The organism is Paenibacillus hemerocallicola (genome assembly GCF_006265175.1).
GTDB classification, from domain to species: domain Bacteria; phylum Bacillota; class Bacilli; order Paenibacillales; family NBRC-103111; genus Paenibacillus_AB; species Paenibacillus_AB hemerocallicola.
On record NZ_VDCQ01000004.1, the window covers coordinates 220,343 to 239,406 of the forward strand.

Annotated in this window: 19 protein-coding genes and 1 other annotated feature; all 19 genes read right to left on the reverse strand. The window is 55.3% G+C overall.

The window, feature by feature from the left end; translation table 11 throughout:
• Window positions 1–64: 64 nt before the first annotated feature.
• Entirely contained in the window at window positions 65–1,570 is a 1,506-nt protein-coding gene (locus FE784_RS04575) for a UDP-N-acetylmuramoyl-L-alanyl-D-glutamate--2,6-diaminopimelate ligase (protein WP_139600947.1), read from the reverse strand.
• A 956-nt stretch (window positions 1,571–2,526) separates the two neighbouring features.
• Window positions 2,527–3,834, reverse strand: a complete 1,308-nt coding sequence (gene obgE / locus FE784_RS04580; protein ID WP_139600948.1) for a GTPase ObgE — start codon at window positions 3,832–3,834, stop codon at window positions 2,527–2,529.
• A 10-nt stretch (window positions 3,835–3,844) separates the two neighbouring features.
• Window positions 3,845–4,462, reverse strand: a complete 618-nt coding sequence (locus FE784_RS04585) for a Spo0B domain-containing protein (RefSeq protein WP_139600949.1) — start codon at window positions 4,460–4,462, stop codon at window positions 3,845–3,847.
• 91 nt (window positions 4,463–4,553) lie between these two features.
• Window positions 4,554–4,868 carry a 50S ribosomal protein L27 gene (gene rpmA, locus FE784_RS04590; protein WP_139600950.1) on the reverse strand — a complete coding sequence of 105 codons (315 nt, stop codon included), beginning with the start codon at window positions 4,866–4,868 and terminating at the stop codon, window positions 4,554–4,556.
• A gap of 21 nt (window positions 4,869–4,889) precedes the next feature.
• The gene (locus tag FE784_RS04595) at window positions 4,890–5,219 is read right to left on the reverse strand and encodes a ribosomal-processing cysteine protease Prp (RefSeq protein ID WP_139600951.1); all 330 of its coding nucleotides are present in this window, start codon (window positions 5,217–5,219) and stop codon (window positions 4,890–4,892) included.
• 13 nt (window positions 5,220–5,232) lie between these two features.
• Window positions 5,233–5,544: a 50S ribosomal protein L21 gene (rplU, locus tag FE784_RS04600; protein WP_139600952.1), complete on the reverse strand. Its 312-nt coding sequence runs from the start codon at window positions 5,542–5,544 to the stop codon at window positions 5,233–5,235.
• A gap of 15 nt (window positions 5,545–5,559) precedes the next feature.
• Window positions 5,560–5,662 (reverse strand) — a sequence feature (ribosomal protein L21 leader region).
• Between the two features lie 80 nt (window positions 5,663–5,742).
• Complete coding sequence (locus tag FE784_RS04605) at window positions 5,743–7,002, reverse strand: Rne/Rng family ribonuclease (RefSeq protein ID WP_139600953.1); 1,260 nt, start codon at window positions 7,000–7,002, stop codon at window positions 5,743–5,745.
• Window positions 7,003–7,033: 31 nt separating this feature from the next.
• Window positions 7,034–7,915 carry a M50 family metallopeptidase gene (locus FE784_RS04610; protein WP_246131897.1) on the reverse strand — a complete coding sequence of 294 codons (882 nt, stop codon included), beginning with the start codon at window positions 7,913–7,915 and terminating at the stop codon, window positions 7,034–7,036.
• Window positions 7,908–8,867 (reverse strand): M23 family metallopeptidase, encoded by a 960-nt coding sequence (locus tag FE784_RS04615; protein ID WP_139600954.1) that lies wholly within the window; start codon window positions 8,865–8,867, stop codon window positions 7,908–7,910. Before FE784_RS04615 ends, FE784_RS04610 begins: the two co-directional genes overlap by 8 nt.
• 220 nt (window positions 8,868–9,087) lie before the next feature.
• Complete coding sequence (locus FE784_RS04620; RefSeq protein ID WP_139600955.1) at window positions 9,088–10,242, reverse strand: FtsW/RodA/SpoVE family cell cycle protein; 1,155 nt, start codon at window positions 10,240–10,242, stop codon at window positions 9,088–9,090.
• Window positions 10,243–10,249: 7 nt separating this feature from the next.
• The gene (minD, locus tag FE784_RS04625) at window positions 10,250–11,044 is read right to left on the reverse strand and encodes a septum site-determining protein MinD (protein ID WP_139600956.1); all 795 of its coding nucleotides are present in this window, start codon (window positions 11,042–11,044) and stop codon (window positions 10,250–10,252) included.
• 14 nt (window positions 11,045–11,058) lie between these two features.
• Window positions 11,059–11,727: a septum site-determining protein MinC gene (minC, locus tag FE784_RS04630; protein WP_139600957.1), complete on the reverse strand. Its 669-nt coding sequence runs from the start codon at window positions 11,725–11,727 to the stop codon at window positions 11,059–11,061.
• 68 nt (window positions 11,728–11,795) lie between these two features.
• The gene (gene mreD / locus FE784_RS04635) at window positions 11,796–12,326 is read right to left on the reverse strand and encodes a rod shape-determining protein MreD (RefSeq protein WP_139600958.1); all 531 of its coding nucleotides are present in this window, start codon (window positions 12,324–12,326) and stop codon (window positions 11,796–11,798) included.
• Window positions 12,327–12,334: 8 nt separating this feature from the next.
• Window positions 12,335–13,189, reverse strand: a complete 855-nt coding sequence (gene mreC, locus FE784_RS04640) for a rod shape-determining protein MreC (protein WP_139600959.1) — start codon at window positions 13,187–13,189, stop codon at window positions 12,335–12,337.
• Between the two features lie 86 nt (window positions 13,190–13,275).
• On the reverse strand, window positions 13,276–14,313 hold the full coding sequence (locus FE784_RS04645) for a rod shape-determining protein (protein ID WP_139600960.1): 1,038 nt from the start codon (window positions 14,311–14,313) through the stop codon (window positions 13,276–13,278).
• Between the two features lie 285 nt (window positions 14,314–14,598).
• Complete coding sequence (radC, locus tag FE784_RS04650; RefSeq protein ID WP_139600961.1) at window positions 14,599–15,297, reverse strand: RadC family protein; 699 nt, start codon at window positions 15,295–15,297, stop codon at window positions 14,599–14,601.
• 166 nt (window positions 15,298–15,463) lie between these two features.
• Window positions 15,464–16,237, reverse strand: coding sequence for an MgtC/SapB family protein (locus FE784_RS04655; RefSeq protein ID WP_139600962.1), 774 nt, complete (start codon window positions 16,235–16,237; stop codon window positions 15,464–15,466).
• A 496-nt stretch (window positions 16,238–16,733) separates the two neighbouring features.
• Entirely contained in the window at window positions 16,734–18,293 is a 1,560-nt protein-coding gene (locus FE784_RS04660) for an RCC1 domain-containing protein (RefSeq protein WP_139600963.1), read from the reverse strand.
• 39 nt (window positions 18,294–18,332) lie between these two features.
• Window positions 18,333–19,019, reverse strand: a complete 687-nt coding sequence (locus FE784_RS04665; RefSeq protein WP_139600978.1) for an exosporium glycoprotein BclB-related protein — start codon at window positions 19,017–19,019, stop codon at window positions 18,333–18,335.
• Window positions 19,020–19,064 lie beyond the last annotated feature (45 nt).

Consider the following 19,064-nt stretch of genomic DNA (forward strand, 5'->3'; position numbering starts at 1 on the left):
CACGGTCGACGACGGCCGAACATATCGAATTTTTACGAATTGCCGCTTTCACGCTTTCATGCTTTCACGCTTTGCCGCCCTTGTGGCGAATGGCCTGCCGCGCTTCCTCGCGATCGTCGAAGTGAACGGTTCCGTCCTTTAGAATTTGGTATGTCTCGTGTCCTTTGCCGGCGATCAGGATAATATCCCCGGGGGCAGCACGTTCCACGGCGCGCGAGATAGCTTTTCTGCGGTCGGCTGCAAGCTCATAGCGGTTCTCGTCTGTACCCGCTTCCTCCAGCCCCCGTCCGATGTCCTCGAGAATGCGCTCCGGTTCCTCCGAGCGGGGATTGTCCGAGGTGACTACGACATAATCGCTATACTTGGCGGCCAGCTTGCCCATGACGGATCGCTTCGAACGGTCTCTATTCCCTCCGCAGCCGAATACGGTAATGATGCTTCCTTCCGCGAACTGCTTCACTGCGGCAAGCGCGTTATCCAGCCCGTCCGGCGTATGCGCGTAATCGACCAGCACGAGGAAATCTTGTCCTTCGTCAACGATTTCCATCCTGCCGGGTACGCCCTGCAGCTGCTCGAGTCCGGCGCGAATGACCTCCAGCGGAACACCCTCGGCGAGAGCGCACGCAACGGCGGCAAGCGCGTTGTACACGTTAAAAGCCCCGACCATTCGCAGCTTCATCGGAGTCGTCCCGGCAAAAGTAACAAGCTCGAATCCGGTGCCTTGAGCCGTTAATCGGATGTTTTTCGCCATGACGTCCGCCTCGCGGGTCACTCCGTATGTTAGGACCTGAGCCGGCGTCACTTTCCGGAAATAGTCGGAAGCCGGATCGTCCCGATTCAGCACGGCGAATTTTCGCTTGGCCGGATCGGAAGAGAAGCCGTTTCCCATTCTGGAGAAAAAAAGCCCTTTGGCTTCCCGATACCGGTCCATCGTCCCGTGATAGTCCAAATGATCCTGCGTCATATTCGTAAAAACGGCCGTCCGGAATTCGCAGCCGAGCACCCGTCCCATATCCAGCCCTTGCGAGGTCACTTCCATAATGCCGTATTCGGTCCGATGGTCCCGCATGATGCTCAGGCTCGCCTGCAGCTTATGGGGCTCCTTCGTATTGATCATGTCGGTTTCCACCATAACGGAGCCGATTTTCGTCCCGATGTTGCCCATCAGCCCGGTGCGATAACCCGCATGCGCGAATACCGCTTCGATCATATGCGCGGTCGTCGTTTTCCCATTCGTGCCCGTCAACCCGATCAGCTTCATATTCGAGCTCGGATACCCGTAGAAGTGACACGCCATAACCGCCATCGCGTACCGGGCGTCCGGCACGATCACCGTCGGCACATCGAGATTGACGTCGCGCTCCGCCACAAGCGCGGCCGCTCCGGCACGCACCGCTTCCCCGGCGAAAGGATGCCGGTCCTCTTGAAAGCCGGCAATGCCCGGCACGCATACAAAAAGCTCCCCGGCCCGCAAGGTGCGGGTGTGCATCGAGAAGCCTGTTATTTCGACATCCATATCGCCTTCCGTCCTGACGATCGCAAGCAGTTCGGCCAGTTCCCGCAGTTTCATGGTCCACCCCTTCGTACCTATTAACGTAATGTGGCTTGCTGTTATTATCTTATTCGATAATAGCCGGGCAAACTACCGTCTATACGGGAATATCAGGGAAATATCAGTCGACGGGAAAACATCAAGCTTCCGCAACCGCAAGTAGGCACGTTTTTGTCCGACGTCCCTCGGTTGAAAGACTGCTGCCGATCCGGAACGATAGGTTCCGTTGTTTGCTGACGAGAAGGTTGGCGATTCCTTGCTCTTCGTCCAAATAGATGGAAAACCTGCAGGTAACAGCAGCCTCAATGGCCGTCGAAACCCATTTAACTGGAAAACATGCATGTATTTCTTCAACATATCGCCAAAAGAAGCCCATGCGCAAGAAATAACTGTATGTTCTCCATCTATCGGACGAGTATCGGGTAGTCCTTCGGAAATAACTGTATGTTTTGAGGCTGTTGCAAAAGTCTGCAAAGAGAGGAAGCGCCGGAGACAAGAGGTGGGGGAATGTGCTCCACATCCGTTAACATCGTGTTGGTTTTAAGATTTTAGCGGTTACAACACGATTGTAAAGTCAACCGCTTCGCTTTCCGCACATTTCCCCCACCTCTTTTTGTATGACAATTCTCTTTTTTTGACTTTTTCAACAACCAGATGTTTTCCATTTCGACCTTCCCGGATTAGTTGAACTGCTGGGTATTAAACCTCAAGAGTCGAAGCTCGCTTACAAGGTAAATTCCTTGCTCCATTTGCATATTGCTTGTTAACTCCGTTTAGGTCCCGTTAACGCAATGTGCCGTATTACGCAACATGCCGTTCAACGCAATATGCCGGGTAACGCAACATGCCCTACAACGCAATATGCCGTGTAACGCAACATGCCGTTCAATGCAATGTGCCGTATAACGCAAAAAAAGCCCACAGGCTCACTGCAGCCTCTAGGCTTCCGCAATAATCGTTTCCGGCTTCGCCGATCATTCCTGCTCGACGAATTCGAACTCGAAATCGCCGATTTGCACCATATGTCCGTCCTTCGCCCCTCGCCCGCGCAGAGCGGATTCGATCCCCGATTTGCGTATCGCTTGACCGAAGCGCAGCAGTCCGTCGTAGGAGTTCATATTCATCCGCTTGAGCATTCTCTCGATGCCGATGCATTCCACGATGAATGTGTCGTTTTCGCGGCGGATCGTAAACTCGTTGTCGTCTTCCTCTTTCTCGAACTTGTATATTTTCCGCTCCGACAAGTCCACGACTTCCTCGATAAGCGGAGTCTCGGGAATTTGCTCGAGCAGGTCCGCAGCCCGATACAAAAGCTCCTGAACTCCGTTTCGCGCCATAGCCGAAATCGGAAAAATCTCGATATCGTCGCGTCCGTCAAGCTTCAGCTTCTCTCGGAACTGCTGAAGGTGTTCCTCGGCACCCGGCATGTCCATCTTGTTGGCAGCCACGATTTGCGGACGGTCGGCCAGCTTGGCGTTATAGAGCCGCAATTCTTCGTTGATCTTCACGAAGTCTTCGTACGGATCGCGTTCTTCCGTAGCCGCCATATCGATGACGTGAACGATTAGCCGGGTCCGTTCCACATGCCGCAAAAATTCGTGGCCGAGCCCTACGCCTTCGTGTGCGCCTTCGATCAATCCCGGCAAATCGGCCATAACGAAGCTGCGGCCCTCTCCTACATCGACCATGCCCAAATTGGGGGTAATCGTCGTAAAATGGTAAGCGCCGATTTTCGGTTGGGCTGCAGATACGACCGACAAAAGCGTCGACTTGCCCACGCTCGGAAAACCTACCAGCCCGACGTCCGCCATCACCTTCAGCTCGAGTATGATCCAGCGCTCTTGGCCTTCCTCGCCGTTCTCCGACAAATGGGGCGCCGGATTACGCGACGTCGCGAAGCGCATATTGCCCCGTCCGCCCCGTCCGCCGCGCGCTACTACGACCTCCTGGCCTTGCCGGGTAAGATCCGCGACGATTTCCTGCGTATCGTCGTCGATTACGACCGTGCCGGGGGGAACCCGAACGATCATATCCTCCGCCTTGGCCCCGTGCATCCCCTTCGTCTTGCCTCTCTCGCCGCGTGGGGCCTTGAAATGCTTCTGATACCGGAAATCGATCAGCGTACGAAGCCCTTCGTCCACACGAAAGATGAGGTCGCCGCCTTTGCCGCCGTCGCCGCCGGCCGGTCCGCCTTCCGGCACGTACAGCTCGCGCTTGAACGAGACGATCCCGTCGCCGCCGTCGCCGCCTTTTACGTAAATTTTCGCTTTATCCAAAAACATCGGTGCACCTCTATCCGCCGAGCGGCATGTAAATGTCGATAACCGCTCCGTCCTCGTCGTATGTAGCTTCGCCTTCGAACCGCTGCCCTTCTCGCGACGGGCTTAACAAGCCGCCCAGCTCCCGTTCGAGACCGGAGCCGTCATAGCTGCCGTTATATTCGAAACCGATTGCTAGAACTTGTTCACGGACGCACAATCTTAGCAGCAGCTTGCCCGGTTCCCCGTCCGCCGGCATGTCCGCATGGGAGACAATCGCCTCGATAACCGCCGTTATCGTGTCCGTCACCGTCTGGGCATCGACCGGTAACGCGGCCAGATGAAGCTCGGGGTCGAGCTCGACGTCGAGCCGGATCGAACGGCAACGAACCCGGAACGATTGCAAATAGACGATCAGGGAAGGAATTCCCAGCTTGGAAATGCCGCTTTCCCGGAACATCTTATCTTTTAATATTTCCATATAGTCGTGCATTTTATCATATTTTTTCAACTTCAAGTAGCCGTACAGCACTTGAATGTCATTCATCCAGTCGTGCCGGAGATGATTGATCGTCTGCATGAACAGCTCTTCCTGTTCGCCGTGTAGCCCGTCCACTTGATCCGATTCGTATCGTCTGGCATTTGGTTTCATTCCATTTCCCCGTTCACGTCAACATACCCACAGTATAGCATGGCGGTTCAAAAATAAAAACCCCCGGTCCCGTTCGACCGGAGGCTTGCGATCATACGATTTCCGATGCTGCTGCAACCGGAGCGCTCTCTACAGGGTAGACGCTCACTTTCTTGCGGTCGCGTCCCCAGCGCTCGAACTTCACGACGCCTTCGATTTTCGCGAAGAGCGTGTCGTCCGTTCCGCGGCCTACGTTCTCGCCCGGATGGATTTTCGTTCCGCGTTGGCGAACAAGAATGCTGCCGGCCGTTACTGTCTGGCCATCTGCGCGTTTCGCGCCAAGACGCTTCGCCATACTGTCGCGTCCGTTTTTCGTGGAGCCTACGCCTTTTTTCGATGCGAACAACTGAAGATTCAGTTTTAACATGGGAGTCAACCTCCTTCTTCGTCAAGTTTGTCGTAATGCGATATATTTGCCGTACGCGTCCTCGATCGTCTCGATCATGACGATCATCGATTCGAGGAGCAGCTGAATTTGAACGGATTTGCTTTCGTCCTTCTCCTCGGGGATCCGGACCTTCAACAACCCTTCGCGCATTTCGTTCGGAAGCGGTACGCCCGTCAATTTCTCGACGGCATTTACCGTGCCGACCGTTACGGCGGATACCCCGGCACATACGATATCGTGCCCCGGCTTGCCGTAAAAAGCGTGACCGGTTACCGTAAAAGCTTCAATCGTCCCTCGTTCGCGGTTGCGTTCGATGTTCACCCGGATCATGCTCGGACACCCTTTACGCTTGGATGCTGTCGATGACCACTTTGGTGTACGGTTGACGATGGCCTTGCTTGCGGCGATAGTTTTTCTTCGCTTTATACTTGAACACGATGATCTTCTCGCCTTTGCCGTGCTTCTCCACTTTACCGGAAACGGATGCTCCGGATACGAGCGGCGTACCGGCTACCAAGCCGTCTTCCTTCGATACGACCAATACTTTGTCGAACGTTACGACTTCGCCTTCGCTTGCTTCCAGCTTCTCGACGAAGATGGAGTCTCCGGCTTTCACTTTGTATTGCTTGCCGCCTGTTTCAATAATTGCGTACATAGTTTGCGCACCTCCTCATGTCTTAAGACTCGCCTTGTCCAGGTGGCGCGGCCGTCCGATGCATCGGCGACCGAATCGCGCTTGGGAACATACCCGACTCGTGCGGTTACAGCATGTGCACATGCGCACATACCATAGTATTCTACCACAGCCCATAAGGCTAAATCAACAAAAGAATGCATGAATTTCATCAGAACTTCATCTCCGCCGGTTAGGGAACGAACGCTCGACCGGAACTTTGCCTGTGCCGCCGCATACGTTGCATACCGCGAACATCGAGTCGTCCAAGCTTTCCCGGGCTTTTTTGCGGGTAATCTCCATTAGCCCGAGCTTCGTCCATCCCACGGCGAACGTCTTGGTCCGGTCTTTGCGGAACGCCTCCTCGAGTCTGGCGGCCACCTCGGCGCGGTGCTTGTCCGACGTCATGTCGATGAAATCGACCAATACGATTCCCCCGATGTCGCGGAGCCGGAGCAAACGAGCGATTTCGTCCGCAGCCTCGGCATTTGTCGTGAAGACGGTCGCTTCCGGGTCGTCCGTGCCGGTAAATTTGCCGGTGTTCACGTCGATGACCGTCAACGCTTCCGTCCGATCGAGCACCAGATATCCGCCGCTCTTCAGCCATACTTTCCGCTTCATCGCCTTATCGAGCTGCTCGCGTACCCGGTAAGCGACCTGCACATGCTCGCGTCCCCGGTAGATGTGAATGCGTCCGGCAAGCTCCTCGGACATTTCCCGCACTCGGTTCACCAGCACCTCTCCGCGTACCGGATCGTCGATAATAAGCTCGTCCACACGATCGGTAAAGGCGTCGCGGACGACCCGATCCAGCACTCCCGGCTCGCGGTACAGCAGAACGGGAGCTCCGGACTTCTCTGCCCTCCGCAAAACATTGTTCCAATCGCTGCGCATGACGTTGAAATCGCGCTCCAACGCTTCCAGCGTCTCGTTTTCCGCCACCGTTCGTATAATGAGTCCTTCGCCGGGCTTCCGTATTTTCTCGGCAATGTCCTTCAGCCTCGACCGCTCCTGCTCCGAGCCGATTTTACGCGATACTCCCACATAATCGGCGTTCGGCATGAACACGATCCAACGGCCGGGAAGCGAGAAATGGGTCGTAATTCTCGCACCTTTCGAGCCGAACGGCTCTTTGGTCACTTGCACCAGAAGCTCCTGCCCCGGACGCACGAGATCGGAAATGGAAGGCTTGACGGACGGTATTTTTTCCAAATGAGCCGGTAGCAAATCATCGACGTACAGAAAAGCGTTTTTTTCCAGCCCGATATCGACAAAAGCGGCCTGCATGCCCGGCAGCACATTGACCACCTTACCGTTGTATACGCTGCCGACCAGCTGCTTCTCCGCCGGCCGCTCCGCATAAAACTCGGTCAGTACCCGGTCCTCCAAAAGCGCCACCTGAGTAAGCGAGTCCCGGCAATGAACGATAATCTGTTTCAAATAAACCTCACCACCTCACCATGTAACCCTTCTATTCTAACACGAAAACGTCGGAAACGGCACTTCCCGGCCGGTTTAACTGAAAATATGCGTATAAAAGCTTTTGTTCCGGCAAAACAGCTTGAATCCGTCCCCCATCGTTCAAAATGTAGACGAGATGGTATTTGTCCCTCATGAACAGACGGACGACCTCGGCGATTTTACGGTGGCGGTATATGACAATCGGTTGGGCCAGAGTGCCCCTATCGATTAGACGCTCCATGACAGGCTCCCGGTTCATTAAAAATCGCATGAATTGGAAGCCGACGTTCCGGTAAGAGTACCAATTCGAGTAGACGAGGAACAACGCGATGACGAGCAGGTTCAGATGGATGCCGCTGGAACGGATCCCGAGCAGAGCGGCTGCGGCCAGCACGGCGGCCAGCAGCAGACTGACCAGACTGCACAAGAGAAGCGTCCGATAATAAGGAAGCCACCGGCTCATAAGCGCTTGCATGACCTTGCCGCCATCCAGCGGAAGTACCGGCAGCAAATTGAACAGCCCGATCATCATATTGGCGGTCATAAAATAGTCGCACCAGCCCGAATCCCATATGCCCAATCGGCTCATGACGACCGCGAACAACGCCATCCAGGCGTTCTGCAGCGGCCCGGCAAGCGCCACGGCAGCTTCCTGAAACGCGCTGGAGCGCCCCCTGTCTTCCGTCTCGGCCACTCCGCCGAACGGTAGCAGTTCCACGCGGATGACGTTCCAGCCGAAGCTTTTGGCCGCGGCGACATGTCCGAGCTCATGGATCAGTACGATTACGAACAAAGTCAGCAGCTCGACGAAAAAGCCGGTCGCGACCGAGACAAGCATCATGAGCGAGAACAAAGGATGCAGACGGAATACGATACCTCGCAGTTTAATCAAAGGAGACCACTTCTGCAGGATTGACGTATTGATTTTCCTTTTTGACCGCTACATACAGCTTGCCCGCTCCGCCTGCGGCGTCCGTCGTCACGCTTCCGATCGTCTCCCCTCCTTTGACCCAATCGTGGGTTTTCAAGGTCGTTCCTTGCAGCCAGCCGTAGGTGGACTGCAGACCGCCCGCGTGCTGGATGACGACGACCGTAGCCTTATCCGTGCCCGTGCTTACCGAAACGACTCTGCCCGTATCGAGAGCGGCAACCGAAGCTTCGGGTTCCGTCCGAAGCGTAACGCCAAGCTCGCCGTCGGCAGCCGTGCCGACGATTTTGCCATGGACGGGAGTATACAGCCGCTGTACGGAAGGCGAGCTTGCCTTCTGCGCTTCCGGGTCCGACTTGGCCCGGAGCGCCGGAAGAAAAGCGGGCAAGCCGCCGAACTCGCGCTCGTACCAGGCTGCAGCCGCCGAGAAATCGTAATCTTCCGTCAGTGCGGAGCTCACCCATTGCCGTCCCCGGTCGGCGAGCGGATGATCGATGCGGAACATGCCCCATATTCCGCCGAACAGCACGGCGCTTATTCCGAGCTTGATCCAAATTTGGCGTACCGTCGGCGGCTTCAGCCCGCCTCTATTTGTCCAATCGTCGGGAGACGGTCCGACTGCCCGTTCCATTGACGTCCAACGATCCCTTTCTTGGCGCTTCCATACATATTCGGGATCCTCGCGGCCATAGTCCGTGCGCATCGGCTCCTCTTCGCGGATGCCGCGCTCCGCATATCCGGATCCGGCATCCGGCGAGCCGGGCGGCCTTCCATAGCTTGTCTGCGCTTGTCCATGGAGACGGCCCGATACGCTGTCGGCCCGTCCGGACTCGTTCCGGTACTCTATTTGCTCCGATGCGATTATTTGTTTCATGCGATCCATGCGTCGCTGACGGACGTTCGATTTCACTTCCATATGCGGTTCCCCCTCATTCGCCTCGCCCCGCTCGGAGGATGCAGACAGGCTTCTCCCTACATCCTATGAGCCCCCGGCGGGAGGTAGAACACAGCCGCAGACTCATCCTCGTTGGCAGCGCGCGGTCCATGACGACAAAAAAACGTTCCTGCCAAGGAACGTTCCGCGTGCTCATCTGACTATTTGATTCTCATGCCGGACGGGACTGCTCGCAAGGCCGTCAATACAACGATTTCTGCTCCTGGTGCACGTGAATGCTCAAGACGATCCCGATGGCCATCATGTTGATCAGAACGGAAGACCCGCCGTAGCTGACGAACGGCAGCGTAATGCCCGTCAGCGGCATAATACCGATCATCATCCCGATATTTTCGAACACCTGGAATACGTACATCGAGACGATCCCGATAATGATAAAAGCGCCCGTTCGGTTCTGGCTCTGTATGGAAATGTAAATCATCCGGTAAATGAGCAGAAAATATAAAAGCAGCAGCACCGATGCCCCGACGAAGCCGAACTCCTCGCCGATCACGACGAAGATCGAGTCCGAATACGGCAGCGGAATAAAGCCCTTTTGAATCGAATCCCCGCTCAAGAAGCCTTCCCCGGTCAATCCGCCTGAGCCGATCGCCCTCATGGAATTATGAACCTGGTATTTGGCGTCCGCCGAGGCGGCGTCCGGATCCACGAACGTATGGATGCGGTTGATCCGGTGCACCCATTCCCCTTTGTCGTTCTCCTTCAAATATTGCACGACCGGGTCATAGTAGATCTGGAACAAATAAAAGAACAAAGCGATAAAGCCGGCAATGAGCGCACTGCCGATCAGCACATGCGTATACTTGATATTGCCGATCCAATACAGAACGATAAGAATAACCAGAAAAATGATCGCATTGCCCAAGTCCGGCTGAATCACGATAAGACCGACCGGCAGCGCAACCATCAGTCCGATCGGGACGACTTCCTGCCAAAACCGGAGCGGCTCTCCTCCCCGGCGGTTCATAAAAGCGGCAATCGCGATAATCGTCAGCAGCTTTACCAATTCCGCAGGCTGAAAATTGAAGCCGAACGGCAGGATAAACCAGCTCTTGGCGGAGTTTTTTTCCACGCCGAACAAATAAACCGCCACGAGCATCAATATTCCGATGGCATATAAATACCAGGAGCCTTTGACGAGCAGCCGGTAATCGAACAGCATCGCGCCGAACAAGACGACAAAGCCTATCCCGTAATTGATGACGTTTCTTACATCCGTCCCTTGAAAAAACGGGTCGTTTGCCGTGGCGCTATGTACGACAATCGTGCTGATCCCCATGAACAGCACCATCAAGATGACGATCGACCAATCCGTTTTCTTCAGTTTGTCCAGCAACTTCGTATCATCCTATCCCGAATAGCTTCTTCACTTTGCCCATTACCCCGACCTTCTCCTCGAGCGGCATAAGCGGAACCATATCGCCCAAAATGCGTCTGGCGATATTGCGGTAAGCGATGGCCGCGCGCGATTTCGGATTCATGACGGTAGGCTCGCCGCTGTTCGCCGACTTGATGACCGCCTCGTCGTCCGGAACGATGCCGAGCAGATCGATCGCAAGAACCGAGCATATTTCGTCGATGTCGAGCATCTCGCCCTTCTTCATCATCGTAGCCTTCGCTCGGTTGATGATCAGCTTCGGACCGTGGACGCGCTCCTGCTCGAGCAGCCCGATGATGCGGTCCGCATCGCGGACGGCCGCCAGCTCCGGCGTCGTCACCACGATCGCTTTGTCGGCGCCGGCCACCGCGTTTTTGAACCCTTGCTCGATGCCTGCGGGGCAGTCGATAATGACAAACTCGTAATCCTTCTTCAGCTCCAGCACCATATCGCGAACCGCTTCGGGGGAAACGGAATGCTTGTCTTTCGTCTGCGCGGCCGGAAGCATGTACAGCTCGTCGAACCGCTTGTCCTTAATAAGCGCCTGTTGAAGCCGGCAACGACCTTCCGCGACGTCGACCAAGTCGTAAATGATTCTGTTCTCGAGCCCCATCACGACGTCCAGATTACGCAAGCCGATGTCGGTATCAACCATGCATACTTTTTTGCCGAGCAGCGCAAGGGCGGTGCCCAGGTTGGCGGAAGTCGTCGTTTTACCGACGCCTCCTTTGCCGGATGTTATGACGATTGCCTCTCCCATGCGAATCATCTCCTTTATATGCCGCCGAACGGATGGTCCGGTCGCAACCGGTGAAGCTGGTTGATTTTATCGATTTCCATGCTTCCTTCGCGGATATAGGCAAACTCCATCGAAGCGTCCTCGATACCCCATTCGTCGGGTGGACGGCTGATGACATCGGCAATGCGCAGCTGCGTCGGACGCATGTACGATGCGGCGATCAGAGCGCGCTCATTCCCTTCGAGTCCGGCGTGAGCCATTCCCCGAAGCGCACCGAGCACGAAAATGTCCCCGGTGCACAGCAGCGTGCCGCCCGGGTTCACATCGCCGAGGAACAGCAGATGTCCTTCATGCCTTACCGTTTGTCCCGAGCGGATAATGCCTTTATATACCGTGACGTGTTCCGGCGCCTGCTTGCGCGCTTCCTCGGCTGAAGAACCGTCCGAATCGATGCTTTGCACTAGCAAATTGCCGTTCCGGCCTATCATTTCTTTAAGCGCTTCTTTTTCCTCTTCGCTCGACGTTCGTTTCCCCAGCTTGATCTGCACATGAACGACCGGTCCCGCCAATATGTTCCGGTGCGTATTGTCGAGCTTGTGTTCCAGCTCCTGCAACGCTTCGGCAAACGGACACGAATCGTCGATCACGAATACGAGCCCATCCTTGACTCCTTTTATCGTAACGAGGTGCTTCGTTTCCGCCATTGACACAAAATCCTCCTACCCAACAATTCTCCGGAGCCGGCCTATCTCCTGCCGCTTTGGTCCAAACGTCATGTATCCTCCGGCTCCCGGTCCGCATCGGCATCCTCGAGCCATTTGCGTGCGGGCATGTACAACAGGAGCGCAATCAACGCGTTGAACAGCATGCTGGGCAATATTTGGTGCAGAAACATCCATTGGTAATCGGTATGGACTACGCCCAGAAAAAAACGATAAATGCCGAACACGAGCGAATCGTAGGCGAACGATCCGAGAATGGCCGCCAGCAGACTGATGAAAATACCGCGGCTCGAAAAACGGAACGCAAGGCCGAACAAATAACCGACAAGCCCCATGCTGAACGAATATACGCCGAGCGCATGTCCGTAGTAAATAAAATCTTGCAATAACCCGAAACCGATACCGTAGGCAAGCCCGTGGTACCGGTTTTTGTACAAGGTCGCGAACACTACCCCCACCAGCACCAAATGTGGGGCGACCAGTACGGACGATTGCCAGACGGGCGGTATAATCCAGCTCATGACCGTGCCTTCGAGCAGGAACAGAACGAACAATCCAAAAAAGATCCGATAACGTCTCATGCTTCACCTCACAGCTCCGGCACTTCGATGACGAACACTTCGCGCAAATGATTGAACGAAGCGAACGGCTTGATCAGTGCCGTATGGGTGATGCCGAATTCGCCCTCGTCGCGCGAGACGACTTCGCCAATCTCGATCCCTCGCGGGAACAGCTGACCGACACCGGACGTGATAATGACATCGCCCGCCGTCAGGTTATCCGTTTTCGGAATTTTATTCATGACGAGCAATCCCTTATCCCGGTCATAGCCTTCCAAAATGCCGAACGATGCGTTGTCTTTGCCTTTCACCGTCACCGCCAGCGCCTTCGTGCTGCTGGAATCCAGATCGGTAATAAGCTGCACGTTCGAGTAGAAGGGGGAGACGTCCACAATTCGTCCGATCAACCCCTCCACGGACATAACGGCCATATTCGCCTTGATTCCGTCCTTTTCCCCGAGGTTGATCACGATCGTGCTGTTCAACGGATCGGGGCTCGAAGCGTACACCTCGGCAATGCGATACCTGTACTTGTTCGACTGCTGCTGGCGTTCGGTAAAGCCTAACGCATCCTTCAATCGATTGTTTTGCGCCTCCAGATCGTTCAGCCTGGCCGTATCTTTCGCATATTGCGTCAAAGTAAGCTTCATCTGCCGATTCTCCTCGTACAGTACGGAGATCCGGCGCACATCTTCAAAGAAGCCCGCTACGGCTCGAGCGGGCTTGTTCAACCATCCTTGAACGAAAGTGACGGTATCCTTCAGCAACCCTTCCGGCCAGGACATTGCGCCCCGTCCGCCAAACGTAAAGCCCATCAGGGCGACAAAGAAAATGACGCCCGCCATCAGGATGATGAGCCTTTTATTCCCCAACCATTTGAACAAATCGAACACCTTCCAACGTTCTGTCCGAATCGTCGCCGCGAGCCCTCTCCGCGCTTCGCGGCACTATCGGCGCTGTCGTAGCGAGTCTATCGTCTGGATCTGGAAGCAGGGCCGGATCTCGTCGATTTAAACAAATGAATGTTGTCGAGAGCTCGGCCGGTTCCGATCGCCACGCAATCGAGCGGATGCTCGGCCACCAGGACCGGCATCCCGGTTTCGCGGGCCAGCAGCTTGTCCAGGTTGCGCAGCAGGGCGCCTCCGCCCGTCAGCACGATGCCGCGGTCCATAATGTCCGCAGCCAGCTCCGGCGGACACTTCTCGAGCGTCGCCTTGACGGCGTCGACGATATTGTTGACCGTGTCCGCCAGCGCTTCCGTTATTTCGTCGGACGTGACGGACATCGTCTTCGGCAGACCGGACACGAGGTCGCGGCCGCGGATTTCGATCGTTTGCGGCACCTCCATCGGCTGCGCCGAGCCGATTTCCAGCTTCAGCTGCTCGGAGGTACGTTCGCCGATCATCAGGTTGTACGTTTTTTTGATATATTGCATAATCGCTTCGTCCATTTCGTCGCCCGCGACCCGGATCGATTTAAACGTTACGATGCCGCCCAGAGAAATGACCGCGATCTCCGTCGTGCCTCCGCCGATATCGACAACCATGCTGCCCGTCGGCTCCCACACCGGCAAGTCCGCGCCGATCGCCGCCGCGAACGGCTCCTCGATCGTGTACGCTTCGCGCGCGCCGGCTTGTTTGGTCGCGTCCTCCACCGCACGCTTCTCGACGGCGGTTATGCCGGATGGCACGCACACCATCACGTTAGGCCGACGCGGGAACAGCACCCGCTGTTTTTGCGCCTGCCGCAAAAAGTAATTGATCATCGTGGCCGTCGTCTCGAAATCCGCGATGACCCCGTCCTTCATCGGACGAACCGCCCGGATATTGCCCGGCGTGCGGCCGATCATTTTTTTGGCGGCGTCTCCGACTGCCTCAATCGTTTTTGTATCGGTACGCAGAGCAACCACGGACGGCTCTCTGACCACTATTCCTTTTCCTTTGACGTACACGAGCGTATTGGCCGTTCCAAGGTCAATACCCAAATCTTTCGAGAAACTTCCGAACATAAGATGCTTTATCTCCTTTCGTAAGAAAAACCACAATTGTCGTATTTCTGGATGAGAGTCCGCTGGCATCCCCGCATGCGAAAACAAGAGCGAAAGACGGTTGCGCCGGAGCGGCTCCGCTGCTCCCGCACCTGTAACGGGGTCCGCATCCAGCGGCAGTTTTTCTTGGTAAAGAAGGTTATTTCGCGGGTAAAGTCGTACTGCTCTGCAGCCCTGCCAACTTAGCGAACTTCGACTTCTTTAACGGTCAAAACGGTACGGTCGGATGTCCGTCATTTCATTATATTACATCAACCCTAGTTCCTTCAAACTAACGCTTTCCAAGTCTCCGATAATAACGTGATCGAGCACCTCGATGCCGATGACGGAACCGGCCTCGACCAGTCTGCGCGTGATTTCGATATCCTCCGGGCTTGGCGTCGGATCGCCGCTCGGATGATTATGCACGCAAATAATGGAGGCGCTGCTCCTCTTGATAGCCGCGAGAAATACTTCGCGCGGATGCACGATCGACGCGTTCAAGCTGCCGATCGACAGCGTCTCCTGCCCGATGACGTGATTTTTCGTGTTCAGAAACAAGCAGACGAAGTGCTCTTTTTGCAAATAGCGGAGCTCCTCCATCATGAGAAGGGAAACGTCGTGAGGGGAACGTATCGTTACGGTTTCCGGCTGGGCGGTACGGACAAGTCTTCTCCCCAGCTCGATGCTCGCCTGTACCTGAAGCGCCTTGGCATGCCCGATTCCCTTCAGGGCGGTCAATTGCCCGGTGTCCATCTCGACAAGCCGCCGGAGACCTCCCGCTTCTATGAGCAGCCGTTGGGCCAGCGCGACCGCGGACTCATTGATCGTACCGGTCCGTAAAAGTATGGCGAGCAGCTCCGCATTGCTGAGCGCGTTCGCCCCGGAGCGAAGCATTCGTTCGCGCGGCCGTTCCTCCATCGGGATATCGCGCATCGTGTAAGCGGAAGTTGCGGAGCATTCCATCATTTTCCCTCTTTCGACAAAAATGGGATCGGTTCTTGTCCATTCATTATACCATTTACTTCTATTGTATACGAAATGGTTCGAAAAAAAATCATCGATAAGGTCCGCCGGGCAAAAAAAACAGCCCCGGCTCTTCGCTCGGGGCGTTCCGGCACAGACATGGCAGTCAGCCCTGGCCGGAAATCGATCTTCCGCCGGACAAGGCGGTCAGCTTGGCGGACGGCATCGAACCCGATTCCAGCCCGATAACGTCGGGAATTGTCAAAATTTCCTCGATCGCCTTCAGCAGCTTATCCGTGCTCGTCGTTCTCAGCGTGAAACGGAGCTCCATCGTGCCGGTTCCATCCGGTTCCGTCAAGGCTCCGCTAGCGGACTCCATCACTAAATTTTTGATCTGGATGCCTTGCTCGCCGAACTTCGTAGCGATGCGTCCCAGCATGCCGGGCCGATCGTGTATCTTAATGATCACGTCCTGGTTCCGGCGATTGCGCAGCAGATGCTTCTCCCACTTGTTCAGCAGAAACAGGCTGACCAGCACGAGAAAAGTCGCAAGCACCGCGGGATAGTAGAAGCCCGCGCCGACGGAAAGCCCGATCGCGGCCACGACCCATACCGAAGCGGCAGTAGTCAATCCCGAAATATTCGCTCCATTGCGAATGATCGCCCCTGCGCCTAGAAAACCGATGCCGCTAATTACCTGTGCGGCCAAACGGGCCGGATCCGTTCTGACGTTTGGTTCGGCCACGAACTGGGAAAAACCGTAGATGGACAGCAGCATAATGGAGGCGGAACCGATGCAAACCAGAATATGCGTCCGGAACCCGGCGGCGTGATTGCTCCATTCCCGCTCCAAGCCGATCAGTCCCCCGAGCACGACGGCCAATACCATGCGCAGCGTCAAATCGAGATGGGAAATATGCCATACGCTTTCATCAACCATGATCAGCACTTCCTTAGTCCAGTAATTCATACGCGTATGCGGCACGTTCCGGTGGCGGATTGATTTTACTTAATGAATAAGAAAATAAATTCCTACAAAAAAAGTTGAATCATCCGAACGGCCTAGCTTGCTGCGCATGCCAAATAAGCAAGTTATAGGCTATCGGGATATCTCAACGTCTCCACCCTTTATCCTATTCAATTGTAAGCGGGGTGAACCGCTTTCAATAACATTAATAATTATTTAACATTATGGTCCCTTGCGCATGTAATGTCAATAGGCTTCCGTCCATCATGTAAACAAAGTTATCATGGTTGTCATTTCGAGCTCCGACGAAGCTTTTCGACAGAATCCATGAATGCGATTTGCCCTTCAACTATAGGGCGGAATCCCGTAATAATGAAAGAGGACGCACGGGTTCTCTTGCCCCGTACGCCCTTTCTTATGAGCCTGAATCTTCACTGTTTCCGGCTTGCTTCTTACGTTACTTAGATATTCACTCCGTCGCGATGAATGGCGCCGGTTGGATCGGCTTCGCAGAGTCAACTTCGCCGTTGCCCAGCTGCCAGTATGAATTACTTCCCCAAACGAAATAAGGGACCTGTGCGCCGAAGGCACTGCTTGCCATGTATCCGGCGGCCGCCGTCGCCAATTGGCCGTCAGTCAGAACCCGAACGGGAACAAGCTGCGTCTGCTTCGTACCGTCTCCAAGCTGACCGTAATCGTTGAAGCCCCAAGACCATGCCGTTCCGTCGCTCTTAACTGCCACGTTATGCAGACCGCCTGCGGAAATATTGACCGCACCGTTCAAACCCGCGACTTGAACAGGACTCAGCCGGCTTTCCTTCGTGCCATCGCCAAGTTCCCCTTCTCCGTTATGGCCCCAAGACCATACGGTTCCGTCGTGCTTCATCGCCAGGCTGTGAAACATGCCTCCCGATACGGAGGCGACTCCGGTCAAACCTTCGATTTTAACAGGGGTGGCACGATTTGTGTTCGTACCGTCCCCCAATTGACCTAAGGCGTTAAAGCCCCATGTGTACACGCTGCCGTCCTCTTTCACGGCCAAACTATGCTGACTGCCGGCCGCGATCGAGGTTGCGGAGGTTATTCCTGCGACTTGGACGGGGCTAAACTGATCCGTTGTTGTCCCGTCGCCAAGTTGTCCATACCCGTTAAACCCCCATGCCCACACGGTTCCGTCGTTCTTCAGCGCAATGGAATGAAGCTCGCCGGCTTCGATCGCTACAATTTGGCTCAGCCCTGGCACTTGAGCCGGATTGCGTCTCGATTCGACGCTTCCGTCTCCCAACTGTCCGTTCGAATTGTTCCCCCACGCCCATACGGTCCCGTCGCTCCTAAGAGCAAGCATATGATCGCGACCTGCTGAAACGGAAGCGATGTCGGACAATCCTTCCACTACGACAGGCTTCTTCGTTACCGGAGCAGCTGTCTCGCCGGAAGTGATCCAGTTATTGCCCCACGCCCATACGGTCCCGTTGTCGCCGATGGCGAGCGTTCGGAACGAATTGAATTTGCCCATGGCGATTCTGGACGATACGGGAGCCCTCTTCGCCGGAGTATTGACTACAACCTCGTTGCTAGCCGGCGACATATTGTTCGCCGCATCGAGCGCTTTGACCGTAAATCGGTAAGTTCCGCCGGCTTGCAAGCCGTCAAAAGTGGCGGATAACGTATGATACGTATAATAGGTGACGCTCGTAACGCTCGCGGATTCTTTTAATACCACATACTGGGTTACCCCCACATTGTCCGACGCCGGCGTCCATTGCAAGCTAGTGCTGACCGGTGTACTGTCTGTCAGCTTCAGGACGGGTGCGGTCGGAGCAATAAGATCAGCCGCCGGCGGCTTGGGAGCAACGATAATCGGAACGATAGGAACCGTACCGCCGTATGTCGTCTGATACACGCTCTGGGTTACCTGGACCACCGAAGCGGAGTCGGAATCTCCGGCTCCGTCCTCCGCCGTTGCCATCACCGGAGCCAGCAGTTGAACAGCGAGGACGAACGATATTGCTTGTGCCGCTTTTTTCATGTCGGGAACACCCTCCTTTCCTGATGATCGGTTCACGATTTATTTGATTGAAACGCCCGCGCTGGCGTAACCTGCAATTGTGTTAACGAGAGACAGTCCCGTCGCCGTTGCAGAGTATACCAGCATCAAACGCGTTCCCGCCGTTACCGGTATGTTTAGCTCTGTTGCTGGAGTAATGCCAGTGGATCCGCTGGATATAGTTCCAATTGCAAGAACACCAGTCATCGGCGGCGTCAATGTCACGATTGCATTTGGGATTGCTGTAAAAATATTGTCGGGCGTCGTAGAAGCATAGAGCTGAGCCTTAATTGTAACCGTCGTACCTACTAGACTTAATGCGGCAGTTGTGCTGAAAAAGGCGCTCATGGAAGTAATTGTGCCGTCTCTTGGGACAGAGAATCCAAAGTTCAATAAAGTCCCAGCCGCACCTGTCAAATCAATAGTGCTTCCGACCAAGGACAGTGTTGGAGCAGAGTTTCCAAATCCAACCAAACCACCGATTCCATTTAATCCACCAATTATAGTTGTAATCGAGATAGGGATTCCAGACGCGAATGGGATGATAGCCCCAGCGCCTGCTGCTCCTGTTGGGCCTGCTGCTCCTGTTGGGCCTGCTGCTCCTGTTGGGCCTACTGCTCCTGTTGGGCCTACTGCTCCTGTTGGGCCTGCTGGGCCTGTTGCTCCTGCCGGGCCGGTCGCTCCTATAGCTCCATCGGCTCCCGTCAGGCCGGTCGGACCCGTTACGCCTGCTGTCCCTGCGGCTCCCGTCGG

Coding starts and splice junctions, on each gene's coding strand:
- FE784_RS04655 (WP_139600962.1), bottom strand. CDS start 16,237: ATGGTTGATGAAAGCGTATGGCATATTTCCCATCTCGATTTGACGCTG.
- rpmA (WP_139600950.1), bottom strand. CDS start 4,868: ATGTTAAAACTGAATCTTCAGTTGTTCGCATCGAAAAAAGGCGTAGGC.
- FE784_RS04575 (WP_139600947.1), bottom strand. CDS start 1,570: ATGAAACTGCGGGAACTGGCCGAACTGCTTGCGATCGTCAGGACGGAA.
- FE784_RS04595 (WP_139600951.1), bottom strand. CDS start 5,219: ATGATCCGGGTGAACATCGAACGCAACCGCGAACGAGGGACGATTGAA.
- FE784_RS04615 (WP_139600954.1), bottom strand. CDS start 8,867: ATGGAAGTGAAATCGAACGTCCGTCAGCGACGCATGGATCGCATGAAA.
- mreD (WP_139600958.1), bottom strand. CDS start 12,326: ATGAGACGTTATCGGATCTTTTTTGGATTGTTCGTTCTGTTCCTGCTC.
- radC (WP_139600961.1), bottom strand. CDS start 15,297: ATGGAATGCTCCGCAACTTCCGCTTACACGATGCGCGATATCCCGATG.
- FE784_RS04660 (WP_139600963.1), bottom strand. CDS start 18,293: ATGAAAAAAGCGGCACAAGCAATATCGTTCGTCCTCGCTGTTCAACTG.
- obgE (WP_139600948.1), bottom strand. CDS start 3,834: ATGTTTTTGGATAAAGCGAAAATTTACGTAAAAGGCGGCGACGGCGGC.
- minC (WP_139600957.1), bottom strand. CDS start 11,727: ATGGCGGAAACGAAGCACCTCGTTACGATAAAAGGAGTCAAGGATGGG.
- FE784_RS04585 (WP_139600949.1), bottom strand. CDS start 4,462: ATGAAACCAAATGCCAGACGATACGAATCGGATCAAGTGGACGGGCTA.
- rplU (WP_139600952.1), bottom strand. CDS start 5,544: ATGTACGCAATTATTGAAACAGGCGGCAAGCAATACAAAGTGAAAGCC.
- minD (WP_139600956.1), bottom strand. CDS start 11,044: ATGGGAGAGGCAATCGTCATAACATCCGGCAAAGGAGGCGTCGGTAAA.
- FE784_RS04645 (WP_139600960.1), bottom strand. CDS start 14,313: ATGTTCGGAAGTTTCTCGAAAGATTTGGGTATTGACCTTGGAACGGCC.